The organism is Mycetocola zhadangensis, from assembly GCF_003668565.1.
Lineage (GTDB): Bacteria > Actinomycetota > Actinomycetes > Actinomycetales > Microbacteriaceae > Mycetocola_A > Mycetocola_A zhadangensis.
On record NZ_RCWJ01000002.1, the window covers coordinates 195,172 to 218,940 of the forward strand.

Genomic DNA, 23,769 nt, shown 5'->3' on the forward strand with positions numbered 1-23,769 from the left:
GGTGCAAACCCAAGCGGTGGCGCACACGACACTTTCGCCGCGTAGCGCGACGGAGGTTTTGAGGACGGTCTGCGGTCGGCAACGGTTCCATAGATTGACCAGACCGGTTATATGTTTCACGTGAAACGCGCAATGATCAGGCTGAGGAGCCGCGGTGACTGTTTCCGGGGCGGTGGTGGTGTGAACTTCGTGAAGTCCGCATCAAGTCCTCGGACGAAATCGACCGGTTCAGCCCTGTGAGAGCGATCCTAAGGCGGAAACCCAACATCGCCTCACGCCGCAAACGGACGGTTTCACCGGCGAAAAAGCGGATTCGAGACAGGCGAGGCTGCATTTTGACCGAACACAGCCGGGGACGCGGACTTCCATTCAGAAGGTCGCCAGTCAACGGTGCTTTCCCTGCGGCGAGATCTTGGTCAATCCGGCTTCGTTATTCTGAGCCTCAGGACCGTGCGGTGAGCAACTCGCGCCGGTGAAACAGGTTCACGAAGCGGTGGTACTACGTTCCCGGAGGGCGGCAGGTGATCACAGGGGGCGAGGTCACCTTCGACCCCCCGTAGTTTCTATTCGACCGTGCCACCTGAATCGAGCCGATCGAAGATGCGCAAGCTCCATCGATCTGAGGTGCGTAGTCGCAGTTTCACGTGAAACAACGGGCGGCCTTACCGTCGGCCGTCGAGCGCAAACCGCATCAGCCAAGGTCGGGCGCTTTGCCCGCGCCTCTGCATAGGAGCCAGGCGGCGCGCTCCATCGGTGGGGAGGTTTCACGTGAAACATGACCGCGGATTCGCCTGTGCCCCTCGGGTTTGCCTGCTCAAGACGATCAGGGAACGCCCGCATTCCGTTGGGTGGGGCTGAGTAATGCGCGACAGGCGCCTGCATGAGCCGAGGACTCGGGGTCGGTCGGGTACGGTTGGGTAGTACGACCGGACGACCCACGTTTCACGTGAAACATCCCCACACAGAAGGAGAGTCGGTGACTCAATCGCCCGCCGCAGACGACTCGTCGCCGCTCATGCGCGAGATCCTGGATCTCACACACCGTCGCAAGAATCTCGCTGAAATAACCGTGCCTTTGCCCGGAAAGACGCGGATCTTCACCGTATCGAACCAAAAAGGCGGCGTCGGTAAAACCACGACCACCGTGAACGTCGCGGCGTCCCTCGCCAAGTTGGGTGCGCGAGTCCTCGTTATCGATCTGGACCCCCAGGGGAACGCGTCAACAGCGCTCGGTGTCGATCACCACGCCGAGATCCCAAGCATTTACGACGTCCTGATCGATGATTTTCCGCTCGCGGACGTGGTGCAGCAGAGCCCCGAGTTCGACACACTGTTCTGCGCCCCGTCGACCATTCACCTGGCTGGCGCTGAGATTGAGCTGGTTTCGCAGGTTGCCCGTGAGCACCGCCTTCGCACAGCACTTGAACAGTTCGTCCGCGAAGCTGACGAGCCATTCCACTACGTCTTCATTGACTGCCCACCGTCGCTCGGGCTTCTCACCATCAACGCTTTCGTCGCTGCGAGGGAAGTCTTGATCCCGATTCAGGCTGAGTACTACGCTCTCGAAGGGCTCAGTCAGCTACTGAACAGTATTCGGATGATTCAAAAGCACCTGAATCCCCCGCTGAGGGTAAGCACGATCCTGCTGACGATGTTCGACGGCCGGACCAACCTCGCTCACCAGGTCGCTGACGACGTGCGTGCCCACTTCCCGGCGGAAGTTCTCGCAACGATCATCCCGCGCGCAGTCCGCATTTCGGAAGCACCCAGCTTCGGTCAGAGCGTCATTAGTCATGACCCCAGCGGCGTGGGGGCTGTGTCGTACCTCGAAGCAGCTACCGAGATTGCATCCCGAGAGGCGCAACGCGAAGAAGCGCTAGCCCAGACCGCGGAAGAGAACACAACTGAACTAATGACTGAAGGAGCAACACGCTAATGGCTGTGAAGAGAACGGGCCTTGGCCGCGGAATCGGATCCCTTATTCCGACGACAACGCAGGAAATGACCGACAACGGTCGACCGGTCGACGTCTTCTTTCCACAGAGCAACCCTGAGCGCACGAAAGAAGACGACGGCCTGATCACGGTACCGGGCGCACGGCTGGTAAATCTGAACCCGGCCGACATTATCCCCAATGCTGTGCAGCCGCGAACGAACTTTGACGCAGCCGATCTGGCTGAGCTGGTTCATAGCATCCGCGAGGTCGGCGTCCTTCAGCCGATTGTTGTCCGCCCCCACCAGAAGCGCCGTGGCAAGTACGAGCTCATCATGGGCGAACGTCGACTGCGTGCATCAAAGGAAGTCGGTCTTGCCACCATCCCGGCTGTGGTAAAGGACACCGCCAACGAGGACATGCTGCGCGATGCGCTCCTCGAGAACCTCCACCGCGCAGATCTGAACCCGCTGGAAGAAGCGTCCGCCTACCAGCAGCTTTTGGCTGACTTTGGTATCACTCAGGACGAGCTCGCGTTGAAAATTGGCCGGTCACGGCCACAAATCACGAACACGATCCGCCTGTTGAAACTGCCGGAGGCGATTCAGGCGCGTGTGGCAGCGGGCGTGCTGACCGCAGGCCACGCTCGTGCCATTCTCTCGCTGGTAGAGCCCGAGCTGATGCTGAAACTGGCCGACAAGATTGTGAACGAGGACCTCTCGGTGCGCGCGGCTGAGGCCGCAGCAGCTCAAATCCAGGGGCAGGCACCCAAGAAGGCCAAACCGGTTTCCGGAACGCGGCACGCCCACCTCGAGGAGGTCGCGGACCGCCTCGGAGATCGCCTCAACACCCGGGTCAAGGTCGCTCTCGGAGCGAGAAAAGGCCAGGTCACGATCGAATTCGCGACCCTCGGTGACCTCAATCGGATCCTCGCAGAGATCGGCGAGCCCGCCTACGGCGCATAACAGCAACCCCCAGCCCGGATCCCCCGGCTGCGGCCAGTGCTGTTCCGCGGCTGCGGCCAGTGCTGTTCCGCGGCTGCGGCTGGGTTACTCCGAAGCTGCGGCCAAAGCCAGGGCGCTGTATGCCGACGCAAGCGTCAGGCCGGCAGCCTGGATGGCCTGCGGCACCAGCGAGGTCTCTGTGAGGCCAGGAAGCATGTTCGCCTCGAGGAACCACACAACGCCGTCCTGGTCGACGATCAGGTCGATGCGCGAGAGGTGGCGGAGCCCGAGCAACTTGTGCACTTCAACGGCAGTGGCTCCGGCGCGTTCAGCGATCTCTTCAGAGACTCGAGCGGGAGCGTAAAACGTCGTCTCCCCCGCGTTGTACCGCGCCTCAAAGCTGTAGACACCCGACAGCGGCTCAATCTCGACGGCGGGCAACGCGACCGGCCCGTGTCCTGAGTCCATCACGGTGATCGCGAGTTCGGTTCCTTCGATCTTCTTCTCGATCAGAGCGACATCCGAGTAGGTATACGCGTCCACCATTGCGCGGGGCAGGTCCGCAACGTCTGTCACGATCGTCACACCCTGCGCAGAGCCGCCCTGTGCGGGCTTCACGACCGCGGCAGCACCGATGCCATGCACGACCTCGTCCAGCACTCCGTTGGCGCCCAGCTCGCGAAATGTGCCGTTTGGCAGTGCGAGCCACTCCGGCGTTGCGATTCCGGCACGTGAAACCAGTGCTTTGGCTGTCGGCTTGAACCAGGCGAGACCGGCTCCGTCGGAATGCGAACCAACATAGCGGATGCCACGGGCACGCAATAGCGCCTGGAGCGCTCCATCCTCACCACTTGCACCGTGAAGAGCGGGCCAGATCACGTCGGGGGCCTTCTCGGTGAGCGTTGGCAACAACTGCGCGTCAGGGTCACGCATGGTGACAGTGTGTCCGGCCGCCTGCAGTTCTTCGGCCACTCGCCGCCCTGAACGCAGGGACACGTCGCGCTCGTGGGAAATTCCCCCGGAGAGCACAACGATGTCGAGCTTCTTGAAATCAGTCATGATCAGGCCTTTTCTTTCGGTCTGGACGAGCGGCAGCGGCGCAGTGCTCAGGACAGGTTTGGCGGGGGGCCCGCGAAGTTTCCGCGAGACTTTGCGCCGGTCAGGCGACCGGTTCCCGCGAAGGTGTTCAGCAGGTCGAGTTCGCCGTTGATGACCGTTGAAAGGCGTCGGATTCCCACACGGATGTTCTCAGGGGTCGGGTAGCAGAACGAGAGGCGAATGTTACGGCGGCCGTCTCCGTCGGCGTAGAACGCCGTTCCCGGTGTGTATGCAACCAGTTCCTTGACAGCCCGAGGCAGCATCGCCTTCGAGTCCAGTTGTTCCGGCAGTGTCAACCAGACGTAGAACCCACCGGTGGGGTTCGTCCAGGTGAGCTCAGGCAGGTACTCCCCCAGAGCGGAGAGCATCGTCTCTTTGCGCTCCTTGTACACGCCGCGGAACGTGTTGATCTGGCCCTTCCAGTCGGCCTGGTCCAGATACTGCGAGATGACGAGCTGGCTGAACGACGATGGGCACAGGATCGCGGCTTCGTTAGCCAGGATGAGCTTCTCGCGGATGGCGTGCGGGGCCAGTGCCCAGCCCACCCGGAAGCCCGGCGCAAGGGTTTTGGAGAATGTGCCGAGGTAGACGACACCGTCAGACTCGAGCGAGCGCAGCGCGGCAGGCGGCTTCTGGTCGAAGTAGAGCAGGCCGTAGGGGTTGTCCTCGAGCACGAGGATGTCGTTTTCCCGTGCGATCTCGAGGATCTCGCTGCGGCGGGCCTCGCTCAGGGTCACGCCGGCAGGGTTGTGAAAGGTCGGAATCGTGTAGAGGAACTTGATCCGCTTGCCCGCGGCCTTGAGGCGGGCAATGTGCTCGCGCAGCGCCTCGGGGATGAGTCCGTTCTCGTCCATGGGGACGTGGTCGACCTCGGCCTGATAGCTCTTGAAGATCACCATGGCTGTGACGTAGCTCGGACCCTCAGCGAGCACGACGTCACCCGGGTCGATGAAGAGCTTGCTGAACAGCTCGAGCGCGTGCTGGCTGCCCGTCGTGATGACGACGTCTGAGGCGCTTCCCTGAATTCCCTCGAGCGCCATCACCTCGAGGGTCTGCTCACGCAACTTCTCGACGCCTTGTCCTGAGCCGTACTGAAGAGCGACAGGTCCCTGTTCCCGCATGACGCGGCCCATGGCATCCGTCACCAGGTCTTCAGGCAGGGCGGAGACGAATGGCATTCCACCGGCGAGTGAAACGACCTCAGGGCGACTCGCAACGGCGAACAGGGCCCGAACCTCGCTGGCGGCCAACCCGGCCGTGCGGGCGGCATACGCGCCGTACCACGGGTCAAGGTTGTTTCCGGATGAGTGGCGAGAGCCGAGTTCTGACACTGTTCGTTCCGTTCCTGGTCTTTCATCGATGTTAGCCGCCTCGCGGGGATGCCAATCGACCGAAAGTGGCCTGCGTGCTGTCGTTGAACCACAAAACCCGCCCGGCGAGTGCCGGACGGGTCGAGGGAAAGCGGGTCCGGCTACGCCAGGAAGGCGGCCAGATCGTTCTCGAGAGCAGCTTTCGGCTTGGCGCCGATGATGGTCTGCGCGACCTCGCCGCCCTTGAACACCTTGAGTGCGGGGATCGACGTGATCTGGTAGTCCATGGCGAGCTGGGGGTTCTCGTCAACGTTCACCTTGACGATGTCGAGCTTGTCGGCGTTCTCCGACGCGATCTGGTCGAGGATCGGCGAAACCATGCGGCAGGGGCCACACCACTCAGCCCAGAAGTCGACGAGAACGGGCTTCTCGCTCTTCAGAACCTCGGCGTCGAAAGTACTCTCAGATACTGCACGTGCTGACATTGTTACTCCTTGTGGATAGATGAAAATTAAACGGATGCCGCGACAGCGGACGCAATTTCGGGATTGTGGTGCGCTTCCTGCTCGAGACTCGCCAGGTAGTGCTCGGCGTCAAGGGCGGCAACGGTTCCGGACGCGGCCGCGGTGATGGCCTGCCGGTAGCTCGGGTCGATGACGTCGCCAGCGGCGAAGACACCTGGGAGGTTCGTTCGGGACGAGCGACCGTCGACAGCAATGGTTCCGTCCGAGGTGAGCTCGAGCTGGCCGTGGAACAGGTGGGTGCGTGGGTCGTTGCCGATCGCGACGAACAGTCCGCCGAGCTCGAGGTGGCTTTCGGTGCCATCGACCGTGTTGCGCAGGGTCACGCCGTTGACGGCGTTCTCACCGGAGATGCCGACGACCTCTGAGTTCCAGACAAACTCAATCTTCTCGTTGGCGAACGCGCGCTCCTGCATGATCTTGGACGCGCGCAGGGTGTCCTTGCGGTGGATGACATAGACCTTCGACGCGAATTTGGTGAGGAACGTGGCCTCTTCCATCGCGGAGTCGCCACCGCCAACAACGGCGATGGTCTTTTCCTTGAAGAAGAACCCGTCGCAGGTTGCACACCAGGAGATACCGCGACCCGAGAGGCGCTCTTCATCGGCGAGACCGAGCTTGCGGTAGGCGCTGCCGGTGGCCACGATGACGCTGGACGCCTCGAAGTCGCCGGAATAACCGGTCTTGATGGTCTTCACGTCGCCATCAAGGGATACTTCGGTGACGTCATCCAAAATGACCTCGGTGCCGAAGCGCTCTGCCTGCTCCTGGAACTTGCTCATGAGCTCGGGGCCCTGGATGCCCTCGGGGAATCCCGGGTAGTTCTCGACCTCTGTGGTGTTCATCAGTTCACCGCCAGCCTCGACGCTCGACGCGAGGAGCAGCGGGTTCATGTTGGCCCGAGCCGCGTAAATCGCCGCTGTATATCCGGCAGGTCCAGACCCGATGATGATGACATTGCGCACGGTATTGCTCCTCAAAAGTTCGCTCGACCAGTCCAACACATCTTAGTTGGGCGGTATTCCAGAGCCCCCGGACGGGCTGAGAGGGGCCTGTGAGTCGGTTCGCTGTGCGGGGACTAGCGGCGGCGCAGGCGTCGGGTGACCGGAGCCATGGCGGCTCTGAGCTCCTCGGATCGCATGGCCGCGAGGGCGCCCAGGTACAGCACGAGCATGACGACACCGATGAGTGCCATGGTGAGCACCGCGGAGACGACCGAGCTCAGCGCCCAGCCGTCGGTGTATCCACCGAGAACAAAGAGCAGAACGACGCCGGCGAGCACAGCCGGAATTGCCGCAACCGTGTAGATGGTGAGGCTGCGGATGATCCGTGCCATCTCGAGGCCCCTGATCCGCTTTCGAAGCAGGATGCCTGCAGTCACCATCTGCACGACTATCGAAATCGACATGGAGACGGCAAGACCGATGCCGATGAACTGCTTCGGCAGTTGGGCGCAGGCCAGGGCCAGGCCCACATAGACGGCGGTCTGCACGAGAGTGAAGAAGAACGGCGTGCGGGTGTCCCCGAGGGCGTAGAAGGTGCGCTGGAAGACGAAGAGCACGGCGAAGGGAACCAGGCTGATGAGGTATCCCATGAGAACGAAAGCCATTGCGGCGGTGTCAGCGAAGCGACCGGTGAACAGACTGGCGAAAGGGAACGCCACAACGAGAAGTACGGACGTCGCCAGCACGATAAGAAGGGTGATCTGGCGAACCGCAGCCGAGACATCCGTCTTCAAATCTTCAATTCGATCCTCGCGGACGTGCTCAGACAGGCGTGTGAAGTAGGCCGTCGCGACGGAGAGCGTGATGACGGAATGCGGCAGCATGTAGATGAGCCAGGCGTTCTGCAGGGTCGCAGGGCCGGGACCGTACCCCGAACCGATAAGGGCGACGTTGGTTTGAATCAGTCCGCCGATGGTGGTGACGCCGAGCATGGCGAACGACCAGCCGGCGAGCTTGCCTGTCGCGCGGAGTCCCACGCCGCGCCAGGCGAAGTCGGGGCGATAGCGGAGGCCGATTCGTCGCCAGAAGAAGAACAGGACGATCGCCTGCGCGGCCACGCCGACTGTTGCGGTCCCACCGAGCAGGGTGACCATGTTCGGTGTCCACTCGGTGACAAGTCGAGTGCCGTTGGGGTCGGCACCGAAGAGCACGATGAAAACCACGAGACCGGCCATCGAAACTATGTTGTTGATCACCGGTGACCAGGTGAACGGCCCGAATAGCTTGTGTGCGTTGAGGATCTCACCGAGCACCGTGTAGAGCCCGTAGAAGAAGATCTGGGGCAGGCACCAGTAGGCGAACGCGACGGCCAGGGCGCGGGCATCAGAATCCAGGCGGAGCGAGTACATGTGCACCAGCACAGGGGCGAGTACAACGGCCGCGACTGTCGCGATGATGAGCACAACGAAGGTGATCGTCAGCAGCTTGTTGATGTACGCCTTGCCGCCGTCGGCGTGGACGATGCTCCGCACGATCGACGGGACGAGCACAGCACTCAGCACACCGCCGGCGATGATGACGTAAAGCGTGTTCGGGAGCTGGTTGGCCACGCCGAACGCGTCAGCGCTTCGCGACCCGACCAGGCCGATGGTGGTGGCAAGGAGCATCGCCTTCACGAAACCGAGAAGGCGGGACACCATGGTTCCCGATGCGAGGAAGAAGCTGGCGCGGCCGATACCGGCGCCGTCTGTTGTCTTAGTCATTCACGCTTTCGGCGGGTGACGGCTCGACTTTGGAAAGTCGGCGCTTGCGGATTGTACGGATGAGGCCACCGAGGAACAGGGCCGCGATGAGTGCGACGATGAGCGTTGCCCCGATGCCTTCCCAGTCGGCGCGCACGCTGACCGGGACCTGCACACTGCCGCCGACCATTACGTTCTGGGGCGAATACAGCTGCACTCGGACGGAAACGTCGCCGTTGCCCAGCCGGGCCTGAACGGGAACACGCACCGTCTCTCGGGAATTGGCGGGGATGGTCTGGGTGACTGCGGAGTCGACGCTCAGTTTGAGGCTCGAGGTTGAGGCCTGAAGCACAACGGTGACCGGCAGGTTGAAGTCGTTGCGGACGGAGAAGGGCAGGGAGGTCTGGTTGCTCACCATGTTGATCTGGGTGGTCGCCGTGATCGAGACCGAGGCCAGGGTGTTCGTCGTCTGTTTGTCGTGGTCGACGACGGCCTTCGTCCAGTCCTCGGTGTCGTCGCGCCACGAGGTTGCCAGCAGGGCGAGAATTTCAGCCCGTTCGCGACCGGTGAGGAGTGTGGGGTCATCGAGCACTGTCGCGAAGCTGGTGAGTTCGGCCTCGCGGGCGCTCAGCCGGGTCGCCGTCGATGTACGCGCGGCGTCCTGCGCCCTATCGATGATCGTCACGGCACTCGGGACGGCTGTCGACGCCGCGCTGAGCGAGGTGCTGACGACGCCCGGAAGTGTCGCGAGGGCGGACAGTGCCTCGCTCAGCCGGGCGGCGGTCGGCGGCCATCCCCGGTCGAGCGTGAGGACGAGGTCCCGCTGGGGCGCACCGCGCTCAGACCCAACCACCATGAGCTGTGCGGCGAGATCAGCGAGCGCGTTTTGCTGGGCGTCTGCGCTGATCGCTGTGACCGCAGCTCGCAGAGCGTCGGATGCCGCGGCATCCGACACAATAAGAGCCGCGTCGCCAACGTTCGCCGCAGCACCAGACGTGTAGGGCTCGGAGAACGCGACATTGTTCGACGACACGATGGTCGAGGTGGCGCCAGATGCCGCAAACACGGGAAGATCCGTCGCCATCACCGTGTCGTCGGTCGGCCAGACAACCCCACTCGTTGTGTATTCCCACGCAGTGAGCTCGGCCAGGGTCGGCAGCGTTGGTTCGTTGGTTCCCGGGGTCGGTGACGGCGACGGGCTTTCGCCGGGTGTCGGCTCCTCCCCTGGCGTGCCGTCGGCGGCATCGGCCTCACCGACGAAGTTGTCAGGGTTGAGGCCGTAGAGCAGCGACGTCGGGCTCAGGAGAGCGGGAATGCCGGCCTGAGACTGCACCGACGGGTCGGCGTCAGCGAACTGGAGCGGGAAGGTCTCGTTGGTCGCCCGCGATAACCGGTCAAGCCAGCCGATCGCTGAGGCAGGTGCAGCGTCGCCGAGTGCACGGATCGACGCAATCAGCATGGGGTCGATTCCGAGTGCGACGGGTCGGTCAAGAACCCCGTCGAGCTGCTTCGTGAGCACTCCGGTTGGCGAGGTGTAGATCTCGAGTGCTTCGGCCGAAAGCAGACCAGAGGTCCCAACTGGGGCGGTGATCGGCATCACCACGGCGATTCCCAGGGGTGTCGCCGAGGCGTCTGGGCTGTACACGACGGTGTCCCGGGATTCGATCACTGTCTCGGCGCTCGTGAAGATCGCGTCGAGCGGATAGGTGCCCCCGGTGGCGGGCAACCCAAGCGACTCGGCGGTGACTTCGATCGGAGTGAGCGTGTAGCTCGCACCGGGATCAAGTGCAGGAACCGGTACAGCGGCCACTGTGTGGTCGGTTTTCGACGTGGTGGCAAGGTCGAACCACTCGCCGAGGTCGGCGCGGGAGGTGATCGGTCGATCATCCGTCTGGATCGCGAGTGTTCCCTCGGGAACAAACGATTCCGTCAGGTTTTCAACGGTCACCGTCATGGCCATGGAGGCCCCGGCGCCGAGGAAGCTGGCTGACTGCCGAATCGAGACAGAAACGTCATCGAGCGGGTCCGCCTTTGACGCGACGACGGGCACTGCTGTGGTCTGATTTTCCAGAGCGGATGCTGCTGGCACAGTCCCAAGGGACAGCAAACCGACCGCGGTGGCGAGAAGCGCACGGAGGGTCAGTGGCAGTCGATTCTGGGTCATAGGCGTTCGCCGGCGCAGAAGGAATCACCTGCCGGCATCGATCCGATTCTATGGGTGGACGCTGAGGGGATGCTTTCAGCACGCGGGGAATCGCGGATCGAGGCCCTGCACAGCCCCGCCTCCCGGGCACGTTCCGCACAGTTCTGCCGCTAACCCCTTCAACCGGTTGCGGCGCGGGCACGCTGATTCCATGCCATACATGTACATGCTTCGCTGCACGGATGGCGCGATCATCACGGGTACCGCGTGGGATCTGTCCCACCACTTGGGAGACGAATGCGGGAGCGGTCGAACGCGTACCGCCTGGCGCAGGCCGGTCGAGTTGGTCTATGTCGAGTGGTTCGACCGCATTGACGCAGCGTTCTACCGGGAACGTGAGGTGCACGGCTGGAGACGCTCTCGCAAAGAGCGGTTGATAGCGGAAGGCGGGGGTTGGCTCGACAGCCGACCCTCGTGACTAGTCGGCGACGGTGCCGAGCAGAGTCCAGACCGTGCGCGTGAGGTCGGGATGCTCAAGCGCAATGCCTCTCAGCAGGTCATATTCCAGTTTCGCTATGTTCTCGCGATGCACTGCCGCATCAGGCAGGGCACTTCGGGCCGCGTGCTTTGCCATGGCGTACTGCGCTGTCATTCCGCGGGCATCGAGCGCATCGGCCCGAAGTTCGAATACGACGAGTTCATCAACCGTCGGGAGGTCGTGGATGAAGTCGTATGGGTCTTCACCTGCGCGACAGCGATGCTCGATCAGCACGTCGAGTTCGTATCGGGCGTAGCGGCGCAGCTCGGCGAGGTCCATTTTTGCCATGGTCATTCCCGCCTCCTTCCGATCTGCGCGTCGTGCCGGGTTAAAGCGTACGCGAGGATTTTCTCGGACGACATGAGGAAAGCCAGAAGCGAAATTCGCCGGTAAAGCGGTGTTGTCGTGCAACCATGAGCCATGGAACAGAAACCGCTCGCCAGCAGCACGCTGCGGCACTTCCACGGGATCCTCGATGCCCAACGAGCGGAGCTCGTGGCGCAACAGGCGCACGTTGCCTCGTCACTCGCCGAGGTGCGCGAGGCTCGAGACGGTGAACAGGACGACGAGCACGACCCGGAGGGTCCGACGCTCACCACTGAGTGGTCCCGGTTGACCGGTTTGCAGGATGACGCCGTCCGCCAGCTGAAGGAGATCGACAAGGCGCTCGGACGGATCGCCGACCGCAGTTACGGATTTTGCTCACGCTGCGGCCAGCCGATCGCACGGGCGCGGCTTGAGGCCCGGCCGGTGGCCGAGCTGTGCATCGAGTGTGCCCGCCTGGCGGAAACCGGCAGATAGGGTTACGGCCTCCCGAGTCGCTCATGGCTGGATCGACGCGTACCCTCTCGGTATGACCGAGAACCTCAGAGCGCTTCCAGAGGTCTGTGTTTGCTACATCCTCAGCGAAACCCCCGATGCCGGTTACCGCGTACTTCTCGGTGAGAAGAAGAAGGGTCTCGGCTCGGGCAGGCTGGTCGGACCGGGCGGCAAACTCGAGCCGGGTGAAACGCCCGAACAGGCCGCCGTGCGTGAGGTGCTCGAGGAATCCGGCCTTCGCATCCACGAGGAGGACCTGATCCCCCTTGGTCGCATTCGATACGAGTTTCCGCATCGCGAAGCGTGGAGCCAGATCTCGTGGGTCTTCGCCATACGGAGCTTTCACGGCGACATCGTGGAGTCTGACGAACTGCTGCTCGACTGGGTGCCCGTCAACGCGATCCCGTTTGACCGAATGTGGGACGACGCCAGGTTCTGGCTCCCTGGCGCTCTGGCGGCCCCCGGTGCGGGAGACTTCATCGCACGTCGATTTGTATTCGGCCCCGACCTCGCCACGGTCGTCGACTCCGACGGCGACGCCCTCGAGATCAGCTCCGTCAGGCCTGAATCGCGAGTGTGAACGGAAGAACGGCGGATGCTCCGGCGGAGCGAAGCACGCGGCCAGCGACCGTGATCGTCCACCGGCTGTCGGCCAGGTCGTCAACGAGCAACACAGGACGCCCCGTGTAACTCTGAAGAGCGGTTACCAACTCGGGTGCGGCCTCAAAACGGTCCCACACACTCGAGAGTCGGTAGGCACTGTTGCCGCCCGGTTCCCCGGATGGTCCGCCGTTTCGGAGTTCAAGTGCGCCCAGGTATGGCAACCGTCCCACGTCAGACAGTGCACGTGCCACCGAGTCGACGAGCTGCGGGCGGCGTCGAGACGGCATCGCCACCACGGCAGCTGGCCGTTCGTCCCAGTCCCATTGCGCGAGCACTCGAATGCACGCGTCGATCAGCGCTGGACTCGCCGGAGCATCTGGCGCACCTGCCGCAAACAGGTTGCGGAGAGTGCCGCCCCAGCCCAGGTCGGTGAGCCGGGCAAGGGCACGCCCCGGCTCAACCCGGTCGGAGGGCGCGATCTTGCCCTTCACGGGAACACCGAGCTGGTCGGCACCCGTGGGCCACTGGGCTCGCGGTTCGAGCACAACCCCGACCCGATTGAGCGACTGCGATGCCTGGCCCGTCGCCTCCTGCCGAATATCTGTCGGGTACCAGGCCGGCTGGCCCGCTGCGGCCGCACAGTTGTCGCATCGACCGCATGGAACCGCCGTCGCATCGTCGAGGGCCCGTTGGAGAAACTCCATCCGGCATGCTGTTGTTCGCTCGTACTCAAGCATGGAGTTCTGCTCGGCGATCCGCGCCGCCGCAATGCGGGCGTAGCGTTCGGCGTCGTACACCCACGGCTGCCCGGTGGCGATCCACCCGCCGGCCACCCTCTGAACAGCTCCGTCGACGTCGAGCACCTTGAGCAGCAGCTCGAGGGGGCTGCGCTTGAGGTTGACCCGCGCCTCGAGCGCCGGTGTTGACAGAGGGGCACCGTTGAAAGCGAGTTCATCGAGGACGGCCGTCGCCCGGGCCTCATCCGGCATCGACGAGGTGGCGAAGTACTGCCAGATCGCTTCGTCTTCGTCGCCGGGCAGCAACAGCACGTCGGCGCTCGCGCGTCTGCCGTCGATCATCGCGGCTCGGCCCGCTCGTCCGACCTGCTGGTAGTACGCAACGGGTGACGACGGTGCGCCGAGGTGGATCACAAACCCGAGGTCTGGTTTGTCGAATCCCATTCCAAGTGCGCTCGTCGCGACGAGTGCCTTAACCGAGTTGTTTTTGAGCGCTTGCTCCAGGCCTTCGCGATCGCCGGCATCCGTTCGACCGGTGTATGCCTGCACTTCGTGACCGGCCTCGCGCAGCAGTCGGGCGGTGTCGTCTGCGGCGGAAACCGTGAGCGCGTAGATGATGCCGGAGCCAGGCAGATCGCCCAGGTGGGTGAGCAACCAGGCCAATCGGGCACCGGCGTCTGGCAGGCGGAGGACGCCAAGGCGAAGGGATGCTCGAGCGAGCGGCCCGCGGATCGTCACGACCTCGGTGTGGCCGGCTGACTCGAGCTGCTCGGCGACGTCGGTCACCACGCGCGAGTTCGCCGTGGCGGTCGTTGCGAGCACGGGAACGCCTGTGGGCATCTCGGCGATGAGGTCACGCAGGCGACGGTAGTCGGGACGGAAGTCGTGCCCCCAGTCGGAGATGCAGTGTGCCTCGTCGACAACCAGGAGGCCGGTGCGCTTCACGAGGCTCGGCAGTTGCTCGTCACGGAACCGAGGGTTATTGAGGCGCTCGGGCGACACCAGCAGAACATCGACCTCGTCGCGTTCGAGTTTGCCCAGCACATCTCCCCACTCGTGCGGGTTCGCCGAGTTGATGGCGACGGCGCGAACACCGGCACGAGCCGCAGCCTCGACCTGGTCGCGCATGAGTGCGAGCAGCGGGGAGACGAGCAGCGTCGGACCAGCGCCCTGTCGGCGAAGCAGGAGGGTCGCCACGAAATACACCGCGGACTTGCCCCAGCCGGTGCGCTGCACGACGAGAGCGCGACGCCGTTCATCAACGAGGGTCGCGATCGCCTCGAACTGGCCCTCGTGAAAATCGGCCTCTGGTGCGCCGACGAGTGTTCGGAGAATCTCGAGCGCGTCAGCGCGGGTGTTCGTCATTCCCCCAGCTTCTCAGCTACCGCTGACAGATCGCTTCGCCACCACCGCTGAACCGATGGTTTGTGGGTGCCGTCATCACAGCAGACGTTGTCCGATGAAGAGCCTGTTCCGGAACGTTCAGATTTCCGGGGCGACTTCCGACGCGGTCGTGCTCCGCAGAAGCCGGAGGCGGCTGGACATTCGGAAGGCGTCGGGTCGAGCCGACGCCAGGACGAGGAAGTCAGACAGTTCGAGGGTCGACGTGAATGAGACGGTCACGTCCGCGTCAACCAGCACGTCGACGAGGTTGATGAAACGCTGCTGGGACTCACGATCTGCATCATCAAAGCGCGGAATGTCTGTGATGACCCATCGCGGGAAAGCGTGCGCCCATGCGAGGTATTCCACGGTCGAGGTAGCGGTACCGCAGAGTTGCTCGAACGTCGCGACCAGCTCGCCGTTCGTGGCTGACATAACGACAAACGTCCGCCCAAGCAGGGTCAAAGTGGTTGGCGCGCCCACGGTGCCGCCATCCAAGACGGCCGACCAGGTGCCGGCGGCGAAGCCGCGGCTGTGGTCGCGCGTGACAGTCCGGTAATCGGTTGGGCCGTTCAGGTGCCACCTGTCCATCTGAGTTTTGATGAGCGCGATGCCGGGCTCGAAGGTGTGGTGCCAGATCGGGTTCGGCAGCAGATCGTCAGGCGCGTAGTTGGACGTTGCCAGCACCGTCAGCCCACGACTGAATACGTGGTCAAGGAGGCGCGTGAGTAATCGAGCATCGCCGGAGTCGTGCACGTGCAGCTCGTCGAAGAAGATCAGTTGACTGTTCTTCGTCACCTCGTCGATCGCGCGCGTCACTGCGTCGTGTTCATCTCGGTGCTTGTGGATGCTGCGATGCAGTTCGTCGAAGAACCCGTGGAAGTGCACCCGGGTCTTTCGCCGCAGCGGGAGCGCCGAGTAGAAGGAATCCGCGAGCCATGATTTGCCCCGGCCGGCGTCGCCGTAGATATAGAGGCTTCGCGGGGGTGCCGAGCGGCGCGTGCTTCCCGTGAGGGCTGCGTCCAACTGTGCGAGACGGTTCAGCAGGGCGCGTTGCTCACCGTCGAGGATGTATCCGCGATCAGCGGCCTCGTTCTCGACGATGCTGAACAGCGTGCTTGTCACTCGCATCTCCATAGCGTTCGCAGCAACCAGCCTTGGGGGGCCGACTTCAGGAGTCGACGATCTGTTTGCCGAGCGGCAGCAGTGCGACTGGCACCATTTTGAAGTTGGCCCAGCCGAACGGGATGCCGATGATGGTGACGCAGAGCAGCACACCGCTGACGATGTGCTCGAGGGCGATCCACCATCCGGCCAGCAGCAGCCAGATCACGTTGCCGAGAGCCGACCCGAGACCGGCCGTCGGGCGATCGACGACCTCCTTGCCGAATGGCCAGAGTGCGTACAGGCCGATTCGCGCTGCGGCGATGCCCCACGGGATCGTGACGATGAGCAGGCACATGATTGCTGCGGCGAGCATGTAGCCGAGGAACAGCCAGAACCCGGACAGCACGACCCAGATGATGTTCAACAGTGTTCGCATGATGCGCCCAGTCTCGCACCGACGCTGCGGTGCCGGGGTATGAGTGCGCACAATTCAGCCAATCTTGCGGTCGGCAGGCGGTTTTGCCCGCACTGTGGGCATGACCGGGTCGAATTCGGCTGAGTTATCGGCTCGGCCACACCGGTGTCAGACTGGTGCGGTGACTCCTGAGCTCGTGCATTCCCTCCGATCAGACCTCGACGACGCCGCCTTTTCGGTGACCACCCTCACCGAACTCTGGGGAGCCGAGGCCGATGCGGCCCTGCACCGCAACGAGCGGGTGCCAGCGTTGCGCGCTCTCACCGTTAGGCGGCAGGCGAAAGGGCCGGAGGCACCCGCCACCCTCGCGACACTGTTTGTGCTCGGACTCGCTGTTCCCCGCGACGACCTGGCAGCCGCGCTGCCCGCCCTGACCGTCGAAGGCGCGATCGAGCTCGGTCTCGTCGAGCTGGAAGGCGGCGAGGTGCGGCCGCTGCTCGACCTGCGCCCGTACAGTTTCGTCGACGGCCACGGTGCCGGCAGCTGGTGGATTGTCTCGGACCTCGGCGAACTCGCGCTCGGCGGACCGCTTGGCGAGGAACACGTGCTCGGCGTCGGTGGCGCCTCGATCACGCTCAGCGGCCTGATGATGCAGACGCCGGTCGGCAGCGTGCTCGACCTCGGCACCGGGTGCGGCATTCAGGCTCTGCACGCGGCACGGCACGCCACCAGGGTGGTCGCCACGGACATTTCGACGCGTGCGCTTGAGCTCGCCGCCCTCAACGCGCAGCTCAACTCCATTTCGAACATCGAGTTCCGGCACGGCAGCCTGTTCGAGCCGGTTCATGGAGAGCGGTTTGACCAGATCGTGTCCAATCCCCCGTTCGTCATCACGCCGCGTGCCGAAGGCGTTCCGGCGTACGAGTATCGCGACGGCGGCATGGAGGGAGACGCTCTCGTCGAGGCGGTGCTGCGGGGCGCAGCAGCCCACCTTCACCCAGGTGGGGTCGCCCAGATGCTCGGCAACTGGGAGTACCGGGTCGGTCAGGACGCGTTCCGTCGTGTCGGCGGTTGGATCGACGGCACCGGTCTCGACGCGTGGATCATCGAACGCGACACCCAGAGCGCAGCACAGTACGCCGAAACCTGGATCCGCGACGGCGGCACCAAACCCGGCACGCCCGAGTTCGACCGGCTGTACGCGGCCTGGCTTGACGATTTCGAGGCGAGGCGCGTGACAGAGGTCGGTTTCGGATACGTCACACTACGGATGCCACTGGCCGGCTCCCCGACACTGCGCCGGCTTGAGCGGCTACACGGTTCTCTCGGCTCGAACGAAGCTGGCCTCGGCCTGCACCTCGCGTCCGTCCTCGGCGCACACGACTGGCAGGCGGCACGCACAGATGCCGAACTGGCCTCTGCTCACCTCACCGTCGCGCCAGACGTGACCGAAGAGCGCCACTACTGGCCAGGCGCCGAACACCCGACGGCCATGATGCTCCGGCAGGGCGGCGGTTTCGGCCGCACGGTGCGGATGGAGACGGCGCTCTCGGCTCTCGTCGGAGCGAGCGACGGTGACCTCTCGGTTGGGGCGGTGGTCGCTGCGATCGCGCAATTGCTCGACGTCGATTTCCCTGAACTGCTGGCCGAGCTGACGCCGCGCATTCGGGATCTCCTCTCCGACGGGTTCCTCCTCCCCGCCGACTAAGGGCCACTCTCTTACCGCTGAGGCACCCACGGCGGCAAAGATAGGGTATTCGCCCGATACCAGGACCCCTCCTTAGAGGACACGATGAAACCATCGGAACACTCAGGAGGAATCATGATCATCTCAGGCGACTACGGAAGCGAACTTCTCCTGCGTTACACCGAGGAGCGGCTCTCTCGTGAACTCGAGCAGCGTCGAGTGTCGAACGAGCGAGCCGCTGAGTCTCGATTCGAAAACGGCACAAAACTGTCTCGCTTCGCCCGGTTCTTCTTCCGTGAGGAGGCCGATGCCGAGACACCCGAGTGGACGCGCCCCGACGTTGAGATGGCGCCTGCGCCCGGGTTTGAGCCGTACGTGCCGCAGACCATGGCAGCCGCAGCGGCGTCGAGGGAAGAAGAACAGCAGATGCCTTCGTCCCCGACGGTCCGCCGGCGTCTGTGACAGAGGCAGGTCTGACTAAGACAGGTCGCGCAGAGGCAGGGCGGGCAGAGGCAGGTCTGACTAAGACAGGTCGGGCAGAGGCAGGTCGAGCAGAGACAGGGCTGCCAGAGACACGTGCAATCAAGGCGAAGCTGGCTGAGGCGAGGCTGAGAAAGCGAGCCGTGGAACCGTCGGCGTCACGGCCCGTTTCTCTGCGGGCGGACGGACTCTCCTCGACGCGCGTTGGAGTGCCGTGGCACGATGATGGGGTGAAGTCACCGGCATCGAGTCCCGCCATGATCGGGCGGGAGTCCGAGCTCGATCTGCTGCGCGAGATTTTCGCCCTTACTCTCGAGGGGCGACCGCAGGGTGTCGTGGTCTCGGGTGAGGCCGGTATCGGGAAGACGCGCCTGCTTGAGGAGTTTCGGGATTTCGCGTCAGGGGAGGCCCTCGTCCTCACCGGCCAGTGCGTCGACCTCGGCGCTGTTGCCGCCCCATACTCGCCGATCCAGAGTGTCATGCGGGGGCTGGTCGCTGCCCTCGGTGCCGATGCAGTACTTGAGGCTGGGGGACCCGGTGCCGAGGCGCTCACCGCGCTGATGCCCGAACTTGCGCCGCGCGCCGCCGATTCCGGTAGTGGCCGCCTCAACCGCGTGCACGACACGGTTGCGACGGTTCTGGAAACGGTGTCGCGACAGAACCCGCTCGTTGTTGTCCTCGAAGACCTGCACTGGGCAGACGAGGGCACTCTCGATCTCCTCCGGTTTCTCCTGCGCGTGCTTGGCTCAGGCCGAATTCTTGTTGTGCTGAGCTTTCGCACCGAGGATGTGTCGCGCGGTCACCCGCTGCGCATTCTCCTCTCGGAACTGGATCGCAGCCGCAGCGTCACGCGGGTCGAGCTGCGACGGCTCACTCGGTCGGAGGCGCGACGTCAGGTGGTCGAGATCCTCGGTTCCGCCCCGGATGATGAGGCGTTTGACAGCGTCTACGCCCGCAGCGAGGGTGTGCCCTTCTTTGTCGAGGAACTAGTTGTTTTCAAATCAACTTGTGAGGGCGAACTGCCCTGGACCGTCCGTGAACTTCTGCTCGCGCGCTACGAGCGCCTGAGCGATGAAGCACAGCACCTGTTGCGGCTCATTTCGGCCGGCGGTGTCCGGGTCGACCACTCGCTCCTCTCCGAGGTGTTTTCCGGCGATCCTGACGCACTCGAGACTGCGGCCCGCGAGGCCGTGCTCGCCAACATCCTCGTGGCCGATGACCGGAGTTACGCTTTCCGGCACGCACTCGTGCGGGAGGCGATTCTCACCGATCTGCTGCCAGGTGAGCGTGCCCGGTTCCACAGTCGTTTTGCCCAAGCGCTCGAGGCCATGCCGGGTGAACGCCGGGTCGCCACCGAGGTGGCCTATCACTGGCTCGCCGCGCACGACGTTGGCCGGGCATTCCCGGCGGCGCTCGCAGCGATGACCGAGGCACGCGCGAGCTACGCCTACGGAACGGCCGCGCAAATGGGTGAGCGTGCGCTCGAGCTGTGGGACTCTGTTCCTGACGCTGAAATCATCGCGTCACGCAAGAAAATCGACCTTCTGGCGCAGACGGCATCCGCTCTTCGAAATGCGGGTGAGGGCAAGCGTTCCCTCGCCGTCATCGACCGCGCACTCGCGGACTGTCCGCGTGACGAGGGCCTTCGGTACGCGCGTCTGCTGCGCGACAAGGCCCTGTACCTGGGTAATGTCGGCAGACCCGGCTCGATCCCGCTGCTGCGGGAAGCCCTTGAGCTTGTTCCAGCCGGGTCCTCTGGTTATGCCGGAACGTCGGGCCTCGCCGGTTCCACCATGAGCGCCGGAGAGCTCCGGTCGGGGCTGCTCACCGCCCTCGCCAGTCGACTCATGCTCGGTGCGCACTTCAAGGAATCCATTGAGAGCGCGCAGGAGGCGCTCGCCGAGGCGCACCAGGCTGGCTCCGATCGCCACGCGTCGATCGCGTCGAACGTTCTCGGATCGAGCGAGATCAACTCCGGCCTCATTACCGAGGGACGCGCACACCTCGACGACGCTCGAGTCCTTTCCGAGAACGACACGAGTGCCCGGTTGAGGTACCGGGTGAACGCGTCAGACGCCGAATACCTCCTCGGGCACTACGCCGAGGCGCTTGGTATCGCCCAATTGGGCATCCAGCGGGCACGCGAACTCGGTGTCGAGCGCAGTTCGGGCATCATCCTCAAATCGAACGCCGTCGACCCCCTCATCGCCCTGGGGCAGTGGGATCGAGCGGATTCATTCATCGACAGTGCCATTCGGCTTCTCCCCTCGCCGACATTCAACGCCTACCTCAATCGGGCGCGTATTTTCCTCCTGACCTGGCGGGGGGATACAGGTGCCGCCGCTCGCCTGTGGCGCAGTGTTCGGACATCCATGCGCGAACTCGGAGAGGTCGAAATGCAGGTGAAGCTCGGCACTCCGCGGGTGGCCGCTGAGTTGCTGCTCGCTCGTGGTGAACCCGCTGAGGCGTGGAATGAGCTGTCCGTACTGTTCGATGCGGACCACCGACCGGTCCCGGGCTACGAGTTGCCACTGCTGGCAACAGCTGCGAGAACACTTGCCGCACTCCGAGCGTCAGGCGAGGCACCTGCCGGTGCCGAAGAACGGTTGTGCGCCCTCCTCGATGAAGTGAGCTGGTGGCCGACCGCGCCTCTCTGGGCAGCGATCGTCGATGCCGAGCTTGCGGGCCAGCACGGCACGGGCGATGACCCCGATGCCTGGCAACGCGTTGTCGACATCGTTGCGTCAGACCCTCTGGCACAGGCCCACCTTCCTGCATACGCGGCGTATCGACTCGGTCAGGCACGAGTCGCGGTTGGCGATCGAAACGGCGCAGCCGATGCCTTACGTGACGCGATCCGAAGGGCTGATGCGCTCGGTGCAGGTCTCGTGTCTGCCCAGGCCACCGCGTTGGCCAGCCGCGCCGGACTCTCGCTTCATTCCACTCCTGCACGACGAACAGCGGATGCCACAGAACTCACGGCTCGAGAACGGCAAGTGCTCGACCTGATCGGGCAGGGGCTGACCAACCGCCAGATCGGCGAGCGGCTTTTCATCAGCGCCAAGACGGCGAGCGTTCACGTTTCGGCCATCCTGCGGAAGCTCGGCGCGTCCAGCCGGACCGAGGCCGCGTTCCTCGCTCGCGAAGCGGTGTGACATTTCTCCGACGGTTCGACGTCGGTGACGGAGGTCTCGTGACGGCGCCGAGCAGTGTCAGCGGAATCAGAGCATGATAGACCGATTCTTCTGCTTCTAGAAGCGGTTGCCGACTTTTCCGTTCGCTTCTAGAGTCCCGGTGTGGCAACGGTGCCACCATTCAGCTTCGTGCTGAACCTGACAAAGGGGATGAGCATGGAAACCAACAAGGCTCGGGCTCCGATCGGGACATCGACATGACCAGCGTGCTCGGCCGCACCGACGGCGGCCGTCCGGACGGCGACAAGACGAGCCCCGCTACTCAGCCGCGGGTGCGGAAGCGAAAGTACAACCGCCGAGAGGCCATCGCGGGATACCTCTTTATCGCACCGTGGGTCATCGGCTTTCTGGTCTTCACCCTCGGTGCGATGATCTACAGCCTCGTGATCTCGTTCAGCGACTACAACCTCGCCGCCAACACGGCGACACCTGTCGGCTTCGCGAACTATGCGCAGCTCTTCGAAGATCCGAAGGTGGGGCTCGCACTCGGAAACACGCTCGTGTACGCGCTAATGGCCGTTCCCCTCGAGATCGCGTTTGCGCTCTTTCTCGCCATGCTCCTCGCTCGCGTCGGCAGGGGCGCCGGCTTCTTCCGTACCTTTTATTACCTGCCGAAAATGACGCCAACCGTCGCTACGGCATCCGTCTTTCTTCTGCTTTTGAATGGCAACTCGGGTGCCATCAACAAGGGACTTTCGGCGATCGGCATTGAGGGGCCGCAGTGGCTTGTTGACCCGGCCTGGGTGAAGCCCTCAATCGTGCTGATGACCCTGTGGACGGTTAGCGGGACGATGGTGATTTTTTTGGCCGCCCTGAAAAACGTTCCTCGCGACCTCTACGAGGTTGCGTCGCTTGATGGAGCGGGACCCGTTCGGCAGTTTTTTGCCATCACGGTTCCGATGATCTCCGGCGCGATTTTCTTCAACGTGATCGTGTTGACCATCGCGGCGTTCCAGGTGTTCGACCAGGCCTATCTCCTGTTCTGGCGTGACCAGTCGAACGCGTCGCCTGAGTCCTCCCTGTTCTACGCGGTCTACCTGTTCCAACAGGCATTCCGGCAGTTCGACTTCGGATTCGCCGCTGCGATGGCCTGGTTGCTGTTCATGATCATCATGCTCATCACCTTCATCCAGATGAAGTTCGGAAACCGATTTGTGTACTACGAGGGAGATGACAACAGATGAGCGTCACTCAGTCGTCTCCGGACGCGATCAAGCTCACCGGGCAGGTGATCGGTGAGAACACAGTTGTTCCCGGGAACGGGAAAGGAAGAGGGAAGAGCCCGAAGGTCGATCGCTGGTACAAACCCAAGAGCGTTTTGGGCAAGGTGGTGCTCTGGATCACGCTCATCGGATTCGCGCTTCTGTTCATCTACCCGTTTGTCTGGTTGCTCGCGGCCAGCCTCAAACCCCGCGGACAGGTTTTCGACAACGCCCTGATTCCCAAGACCTGGGCTCCCGAGAACTATGTCGCGGTGTGGGACCAGCTTCCGCTGGTCAGCTGGATGTTCAACAGCATCTCCATCGCGCTGCTCGCCGCGTTTGCCGTGGCGATCTCGAGTTCGGTTGTCGCGTTCGGTTTCGCCTACTTCAAGTTCCCGGGGCGCAACATTCTCTTTGCGCTGGTTCTGGCGACCATGATGCTGCCCGGTGCGGTGACGATGATTCCGCAGTACCTGATCTGGAAGGAACTGGGCCTGATCGGAACATGGGTTCCGCTGTGGGGTGCGAACCTCTTCGGCTCGGCGTTCTACATCTTCCTGCAGAGGCAGTTCTTCCTCGGCCTTCCCCGCGAACTGTTTGAGGCAGCACGAATCGACGGTTGCAGCTACTGGGGACTGTTCCGCCGCATTGCTATGCCACTGTCGGTGCCGTCGTTCATCATCGTGTTCGTTTTCGAGTTCCAGGCCAGCTGGAACAACCTGCAGGCATCACTGATCTACCTGAATGCCGGTTCGGTTGAGGGCTTCACTGCCCCGTTGGGAATCGCGTACGTGATGACCAAGTACAGCCCAACGGCTGGCGGACAGGGTGACTACCAATACGTCATGGTCGCGTCACTGATCATCACGCTTCCCATGCTGCTGATCTTCGCCTTTGGGCAGAGGTACTTCATCGAGGGAGTGGCCACTCAGGGTCGAAAAGGCTAGGACAGGCGCAGACACATAGAAG

19 protein-coding genes are annotated in these 23,769 nt (G+C 63.5%); 9 read left to right on the forward strand and 10 right to left on the reverse strand.

Annotated elements, in window-relative coordinates; all coding sequences use genetic code 11:
• Positions 1-1,015 precede the first annotated feature (1,015 nt).
• Together D9V28_RS07420 and D9V28_RS07425 are read left to right on the forward strand one after the other, a co-directional pair.
• The gene (locus D9V28_RS07420) at positions 1,016-1,936 is read left to right on the forward strand and encodes a ParA family protein (RefSeq protein ID WP_183086496.1); all 921 of its coding nucleotides are present in this window, start codon (positions 1,016-1,018) and stop codon (positions 1,934-1,936) included.
• Positions 1,936-2,898, forward strand: coding sequence for a ParB/RepB/Spo0J family partition protein (locus D9V28_RS07425; protein WP_121659106.1), 963 nt, complete (start codon positions 1,936-1,938; stop codon positions 2,896-2,898). Before D9V28_RS07420 ends, D9V28_RS07425 begins: the two co-directional genes overlap by 1 nt.
• 84 nt (positions 2,899-2,982) lie before the next feature.
• Here the strand turns inward: D9V28_RS07425 and D9V28_RS07430 are convergent, their stop codons facing one another.
• The 7 genes from D9V28_RS07430 to D9V28_RS07465 form a co-directional block, all read right to left on the reverse strand.
• Positions 2,983-3,936: a D-alanine--D-alanine ligase family protein gene (locus D9V28_RS07430; protein WP_121659107.1), complete on the reverse strand. Its 954-nt coding sequence runs from the start codon at positions 3,934-3,936 to the stop codon at positions 2,983-2,985.
• Positions 3,937-3,983: 47 nt separating this feature from the next.
• Positions 3,984-5,306 carry an aminotransferase-like domain-containing protein gene (locus D9V28_RS07435; protein ID WP_121659108.1) on the reverse strand — a complete coding sequence of 441 codons (1,323 nt, stop codon included), beginning with the start codon at positions 5,304-5,306 and terminating at the stop codon, positions 3,984-3,986.
• A 140-nt stretch (positions 5,307-5,446) separates the two neighbouring features.
• Positions 5,447-5,770 (reverse strand): thioredoxin, encoded by a 324-nt coding sequence (gene trxA, locus D9V28_RS07440; RefSeq protein ID WP_121659109.1) that lies wholly within the window; start codon positions 5,768-5,770, stop codon positions 5,447-5,449.
• 26 nt (positions 5,771-5,796) lie between these two features.
• Positions 5,797-6,771, reverse strand: coding sequence for a thioredoxin-disulfide reductase (trxB, locus tag D9V28_RS07445; protein WP_121659110.1), 975 nt, complete (start codon positions 6,769-6,771; stop codon positions 5,797-5,799).
• 113 nt (positions 6,772-6,884) lie between these two features.
• Entirely contained in the window at positions 6,885-8,513 is a 1,629-nt protein-coding gene (gene murJ / locus D9V28_RS07450) for a murein biosynthesis integral membrane protein MurJ (protein ID WP_121659111.1), read from the reverse strand.
• Positions 8,506-10,656 carry a DUF6049 family protein gene (locus tag D9V28_RS07455; protein ID WP_121659112.1) on the reverse strand — a complete coding sequence of 717 codons (2,151 nt, stop codon included), beginning with the start codon at positions 10,654-10,656 and terminating at the stop codon, positions 8,506-8,508. The genes murJ and D9V28_RS07455 overlap by 8 nt, the downstream gene beginning before the upstream one ends.
• 457 nt (positions 10,657-11,113) lie before the next feature.
• A complete protein-coding gene (locus D9V28_RS07465) occupies positions 11,114-11,467 on the reverse strand; it encodes a hypothetical protein (protein ID WP_121659114.1) in 354 nt (117 codons plus the stop codon).
• Between the two features lie 126 nt (positions 11,468-11,593).
• Here D9V28_RS07465 and D9V28_RS07470 point away from each other — a divergent pair, with 126 nt between their 5' ends.
• Positions 11,594-11,974 carry a TraR/DksA family transcriptional regulator gene (locus tag D9V28_RS07470; RefSeq protein ID WP_121659115.1) on the forward strand — a complete coding sequence of 127 codons (381 nt, stop codon included), beginning with the start codon at positions 11,594-11,596 and terminating at the stop codon, positions 11,972-11,974.
• Between the two features lie 52 nt (positions 11,975-12,026).
• Complete coding sequence (locus D9V28_RS07475; RefSeq protein WP_121659116.1) at positions 12,027-12,572, forward strand: 8-oxo-dGTP diphosphatase; 546 nt, start codon at positions 12,027-12,029, stop codon at positions 12,570-12,572.
• Here D9V28_RS07475 and D9V28_RS07480 read toward each other — a convergent pair.
• The 3 genes from D9V28_RS07480 to D9V28_RS07490 form a co-directional block, all read right to left on the reverse strand.
• Positions 12,550-14,697 (reverse strand): RecQ family ATP-dependent DNA helicase, encoded by a 2,148-nt coding sequence (locus D9V28_RS07480; protein ID WP_121659117.1) that lies wholly within the window; start codon positions 14,695-14,697, stop codon positions 12,550-12,552. The two genes, D9V28_RS07475 and D9V28_RS07480, sit on opposite strands and share 23 nt — an antisense overlap.
• A gap of 117 nt (positions 14,698-14,814) precedes the next feature.
• Positions 14,815-15,840: a cell division protein ZapE gene (zapE, locus tag D9V28_RS07485; protein WP_229727922.1), complete on the reverse strand. Its 1,026-nt coding sequence runs from the start codon at positions 15,838-15,840 to the stop codon at positions 14,815-14,817.
• Between the two features lie 46 nt (positions 15,841-15,886).
• Positions 15,887-16,258 (reverse strand): YccF domain-containing protein, encoded by a 372-nt coding sequence (locus D9V28_RS07490; RefSeq protein ID WP_121659118.1) that lies wholly within the window; start codon positions 16,256-16,258, stop codon positions 15,887-15,889.
• A 100-nt stretch (positions 16,259-16,358) separates the two neighbouring features.
• Between D9V28_RS07490 and D9V28_RS07495 the strand changes: the two genes are divergently transcribed.
• The 5 genes from D9V28_RS07495 (at position 16,359) to D9V28_RS07515 (ending at position 23,747) form a co-directional block, all read left to right on the forward strand.
• A complete protein-coding gene (locus tag D9V28_RS07495) occupies positions 16,359-17,945 on the forward strand; it encodes a DUF7059 domain-containing protein (RefSeq protein ID WP_121659119.1) in 1,587 nt (528 codons plus the stop codon).
• A gap of 114 nt (positions 17,946-18,059) precedes the next feature.
• Positions 18,060-18,386, forward strand: coding sequence for a hypothetical protein (locus D9V28_RS07500; protein ID WP_121659120.1), 327 nt, complete (start codon positions 18,060-18,062; stop codon positions 18,384-18,386).
• A 248-nt stretch (positions 18,387-18,634) separates the two neighbouring features.
• Positions 18,635-21,559 carry a helix-turn-helix transcriptional regulator gene (locus D9V28_RS07505; protein ID WP_229727911.1) on the forward strand — a complete coding sequence of 975 codons (2,925 nt, stop codon included), beginning with the start codon at positions 18,635-18,637 and terminating at the stop codon, positions 21,557-21,559.
• A 236-nt stretch (positions 21,560-21,795) separates the two neighbouring features.
• Positions 21,796-22,782: a carbohydrate ABC transporter permease gene (locus D9V28_RS07510; protein ID WP_121659122.1), complete on the forward strand. Its 987-nt coding sequence runs from the start codon at positions 21,796-21,798 to the stop codon at positions 22,780-22,782.
• The gene (locus D9V28_RS07515) at positions 22,779-23,747 is read left to right on the forward strand and encodes a carbohydrate ABC transporter permease (RefSeq protein WP_121659123.1); all 969 of its coding nucleotides are present in this window, start codon (positions 22,779-22,781) and stop codon (positions 23,745-23,747) included. The genes D9V28_RS07510 and D9V28_RS07515 overlap by 4 nt, the downstream gene beginning before the upstream one ends.
• Positions 23,748-23,769 lie beyond the last annotated feature (22 nt).

Excerpts from the sequence above, each read along its gene's own strand:
- D9V28_RS07455 (WP_121659112.1), bottom strand. The coding sequence starts at position 10,656 with ATGACCCAGAATCGACTGCCACTGACCCTCCGTGCGCTTCTCGCCACC.
- D9V28_RS07425 (WP_121659106.1), top strand. The coding sequence starts at position 1,936 with ATGGCTGTGAAGAGAACGGGCCTTGGCCGCGGAATCGGATCCCTTATT.
- D9V28_RS07465 (WP_121659114.1), bottom strand. The coding sequence starts at position 11,467 with ATGACCATGGCAAAAATGGACCTCGCCGAGCTGCGCCGCTACGCCCGA.
- trxA (WP_121659109.1), bottom strand. The coding sequence starts at position 5,770 with ATGTCAGCACGTGCAGTATCTGAGAGTACTTTCGACGCCGAGGTTCTG.
- D9V28_RS07510 (WP_121659122.1), top strand. The coding sequence starts at position 21,796 with ATGACCAGCGTGCTCGGCCGCACCGACGGCGGCCGTCCGGACGGCGAC.
- D9V28_RS07470 (WP_121659115.1), top strand. The coding sequence starts at position 11,594 with ATGGAACAGAAACCGCTCGCCAGCAGCACGCTGCGGCACTTCCACGGG.
- D9V28_RS07475 (WP_121659116.1), top strand. The coding sequence starts at position 12,027 with ATGACCGAGAACCTCAGAGCGCTTCCAGAGGTCTGTGTTTGCTACATC.
- D9V28_RS07430 (WP_121659107.1), bottom strand. The coding sequence starts at position 3,936 with ATGACTGATTTCAAGAAGCTCGACATCGTTGTGCTCTCCGGGGGAATT.
- D9V28_RS07490 (WP_121659118.1), bottom strand. The coding sequence starts at position 16,258 with ATGCGAACACTGTTGAACATCATCTGGGTCGTGCTGTCCGGGTTCTGG.
- D9V28_RS07495 (WP_121659119.1), top strand. The coding sequence starts at position 16,359 with ATGACCGGGTCGAATTCGGCTGAGTTATCGGCTCGGCCACACCGGTGT.
- D9V28_RS07515 (WP_121659123.1), top strand. The coding sequence starts at position 22,779 with ATGAGCGTCACTCAGTCGTCTCCGGACGCGATCAAGCTCACCGGGCAG.
- murJ (WP_121659111.1), bottom strand. The coding sequence starts at position 8,513 with ATGACTAAGACAACAGACGGCGCCGGTATCGGCCGCGCCAGCTTCTTC.
- D9V28_RS07420 (WP_183086496.1), top strand. The coding sequence starts at position 1,016 with ATGCGCGAGATCCTGGATCTCACACACCGTCGCAAGAATCTCGCTGAA.
- D9V28_RS07480 (WP_121659117.1), bottom strand. The coding sequence starts at position 14,697 with ATGACGAACACCCGCGCTGACGCGCTCGAGATTCTCCGAACACTCGTC.
- D9V28_RS07500 (WP_121659120.1), top strand. The coding sequence starts at position 18,060 with ATGATCATCTCAGGCGACTACGGAAGCGAACTTCTCCTGCGTTACACC.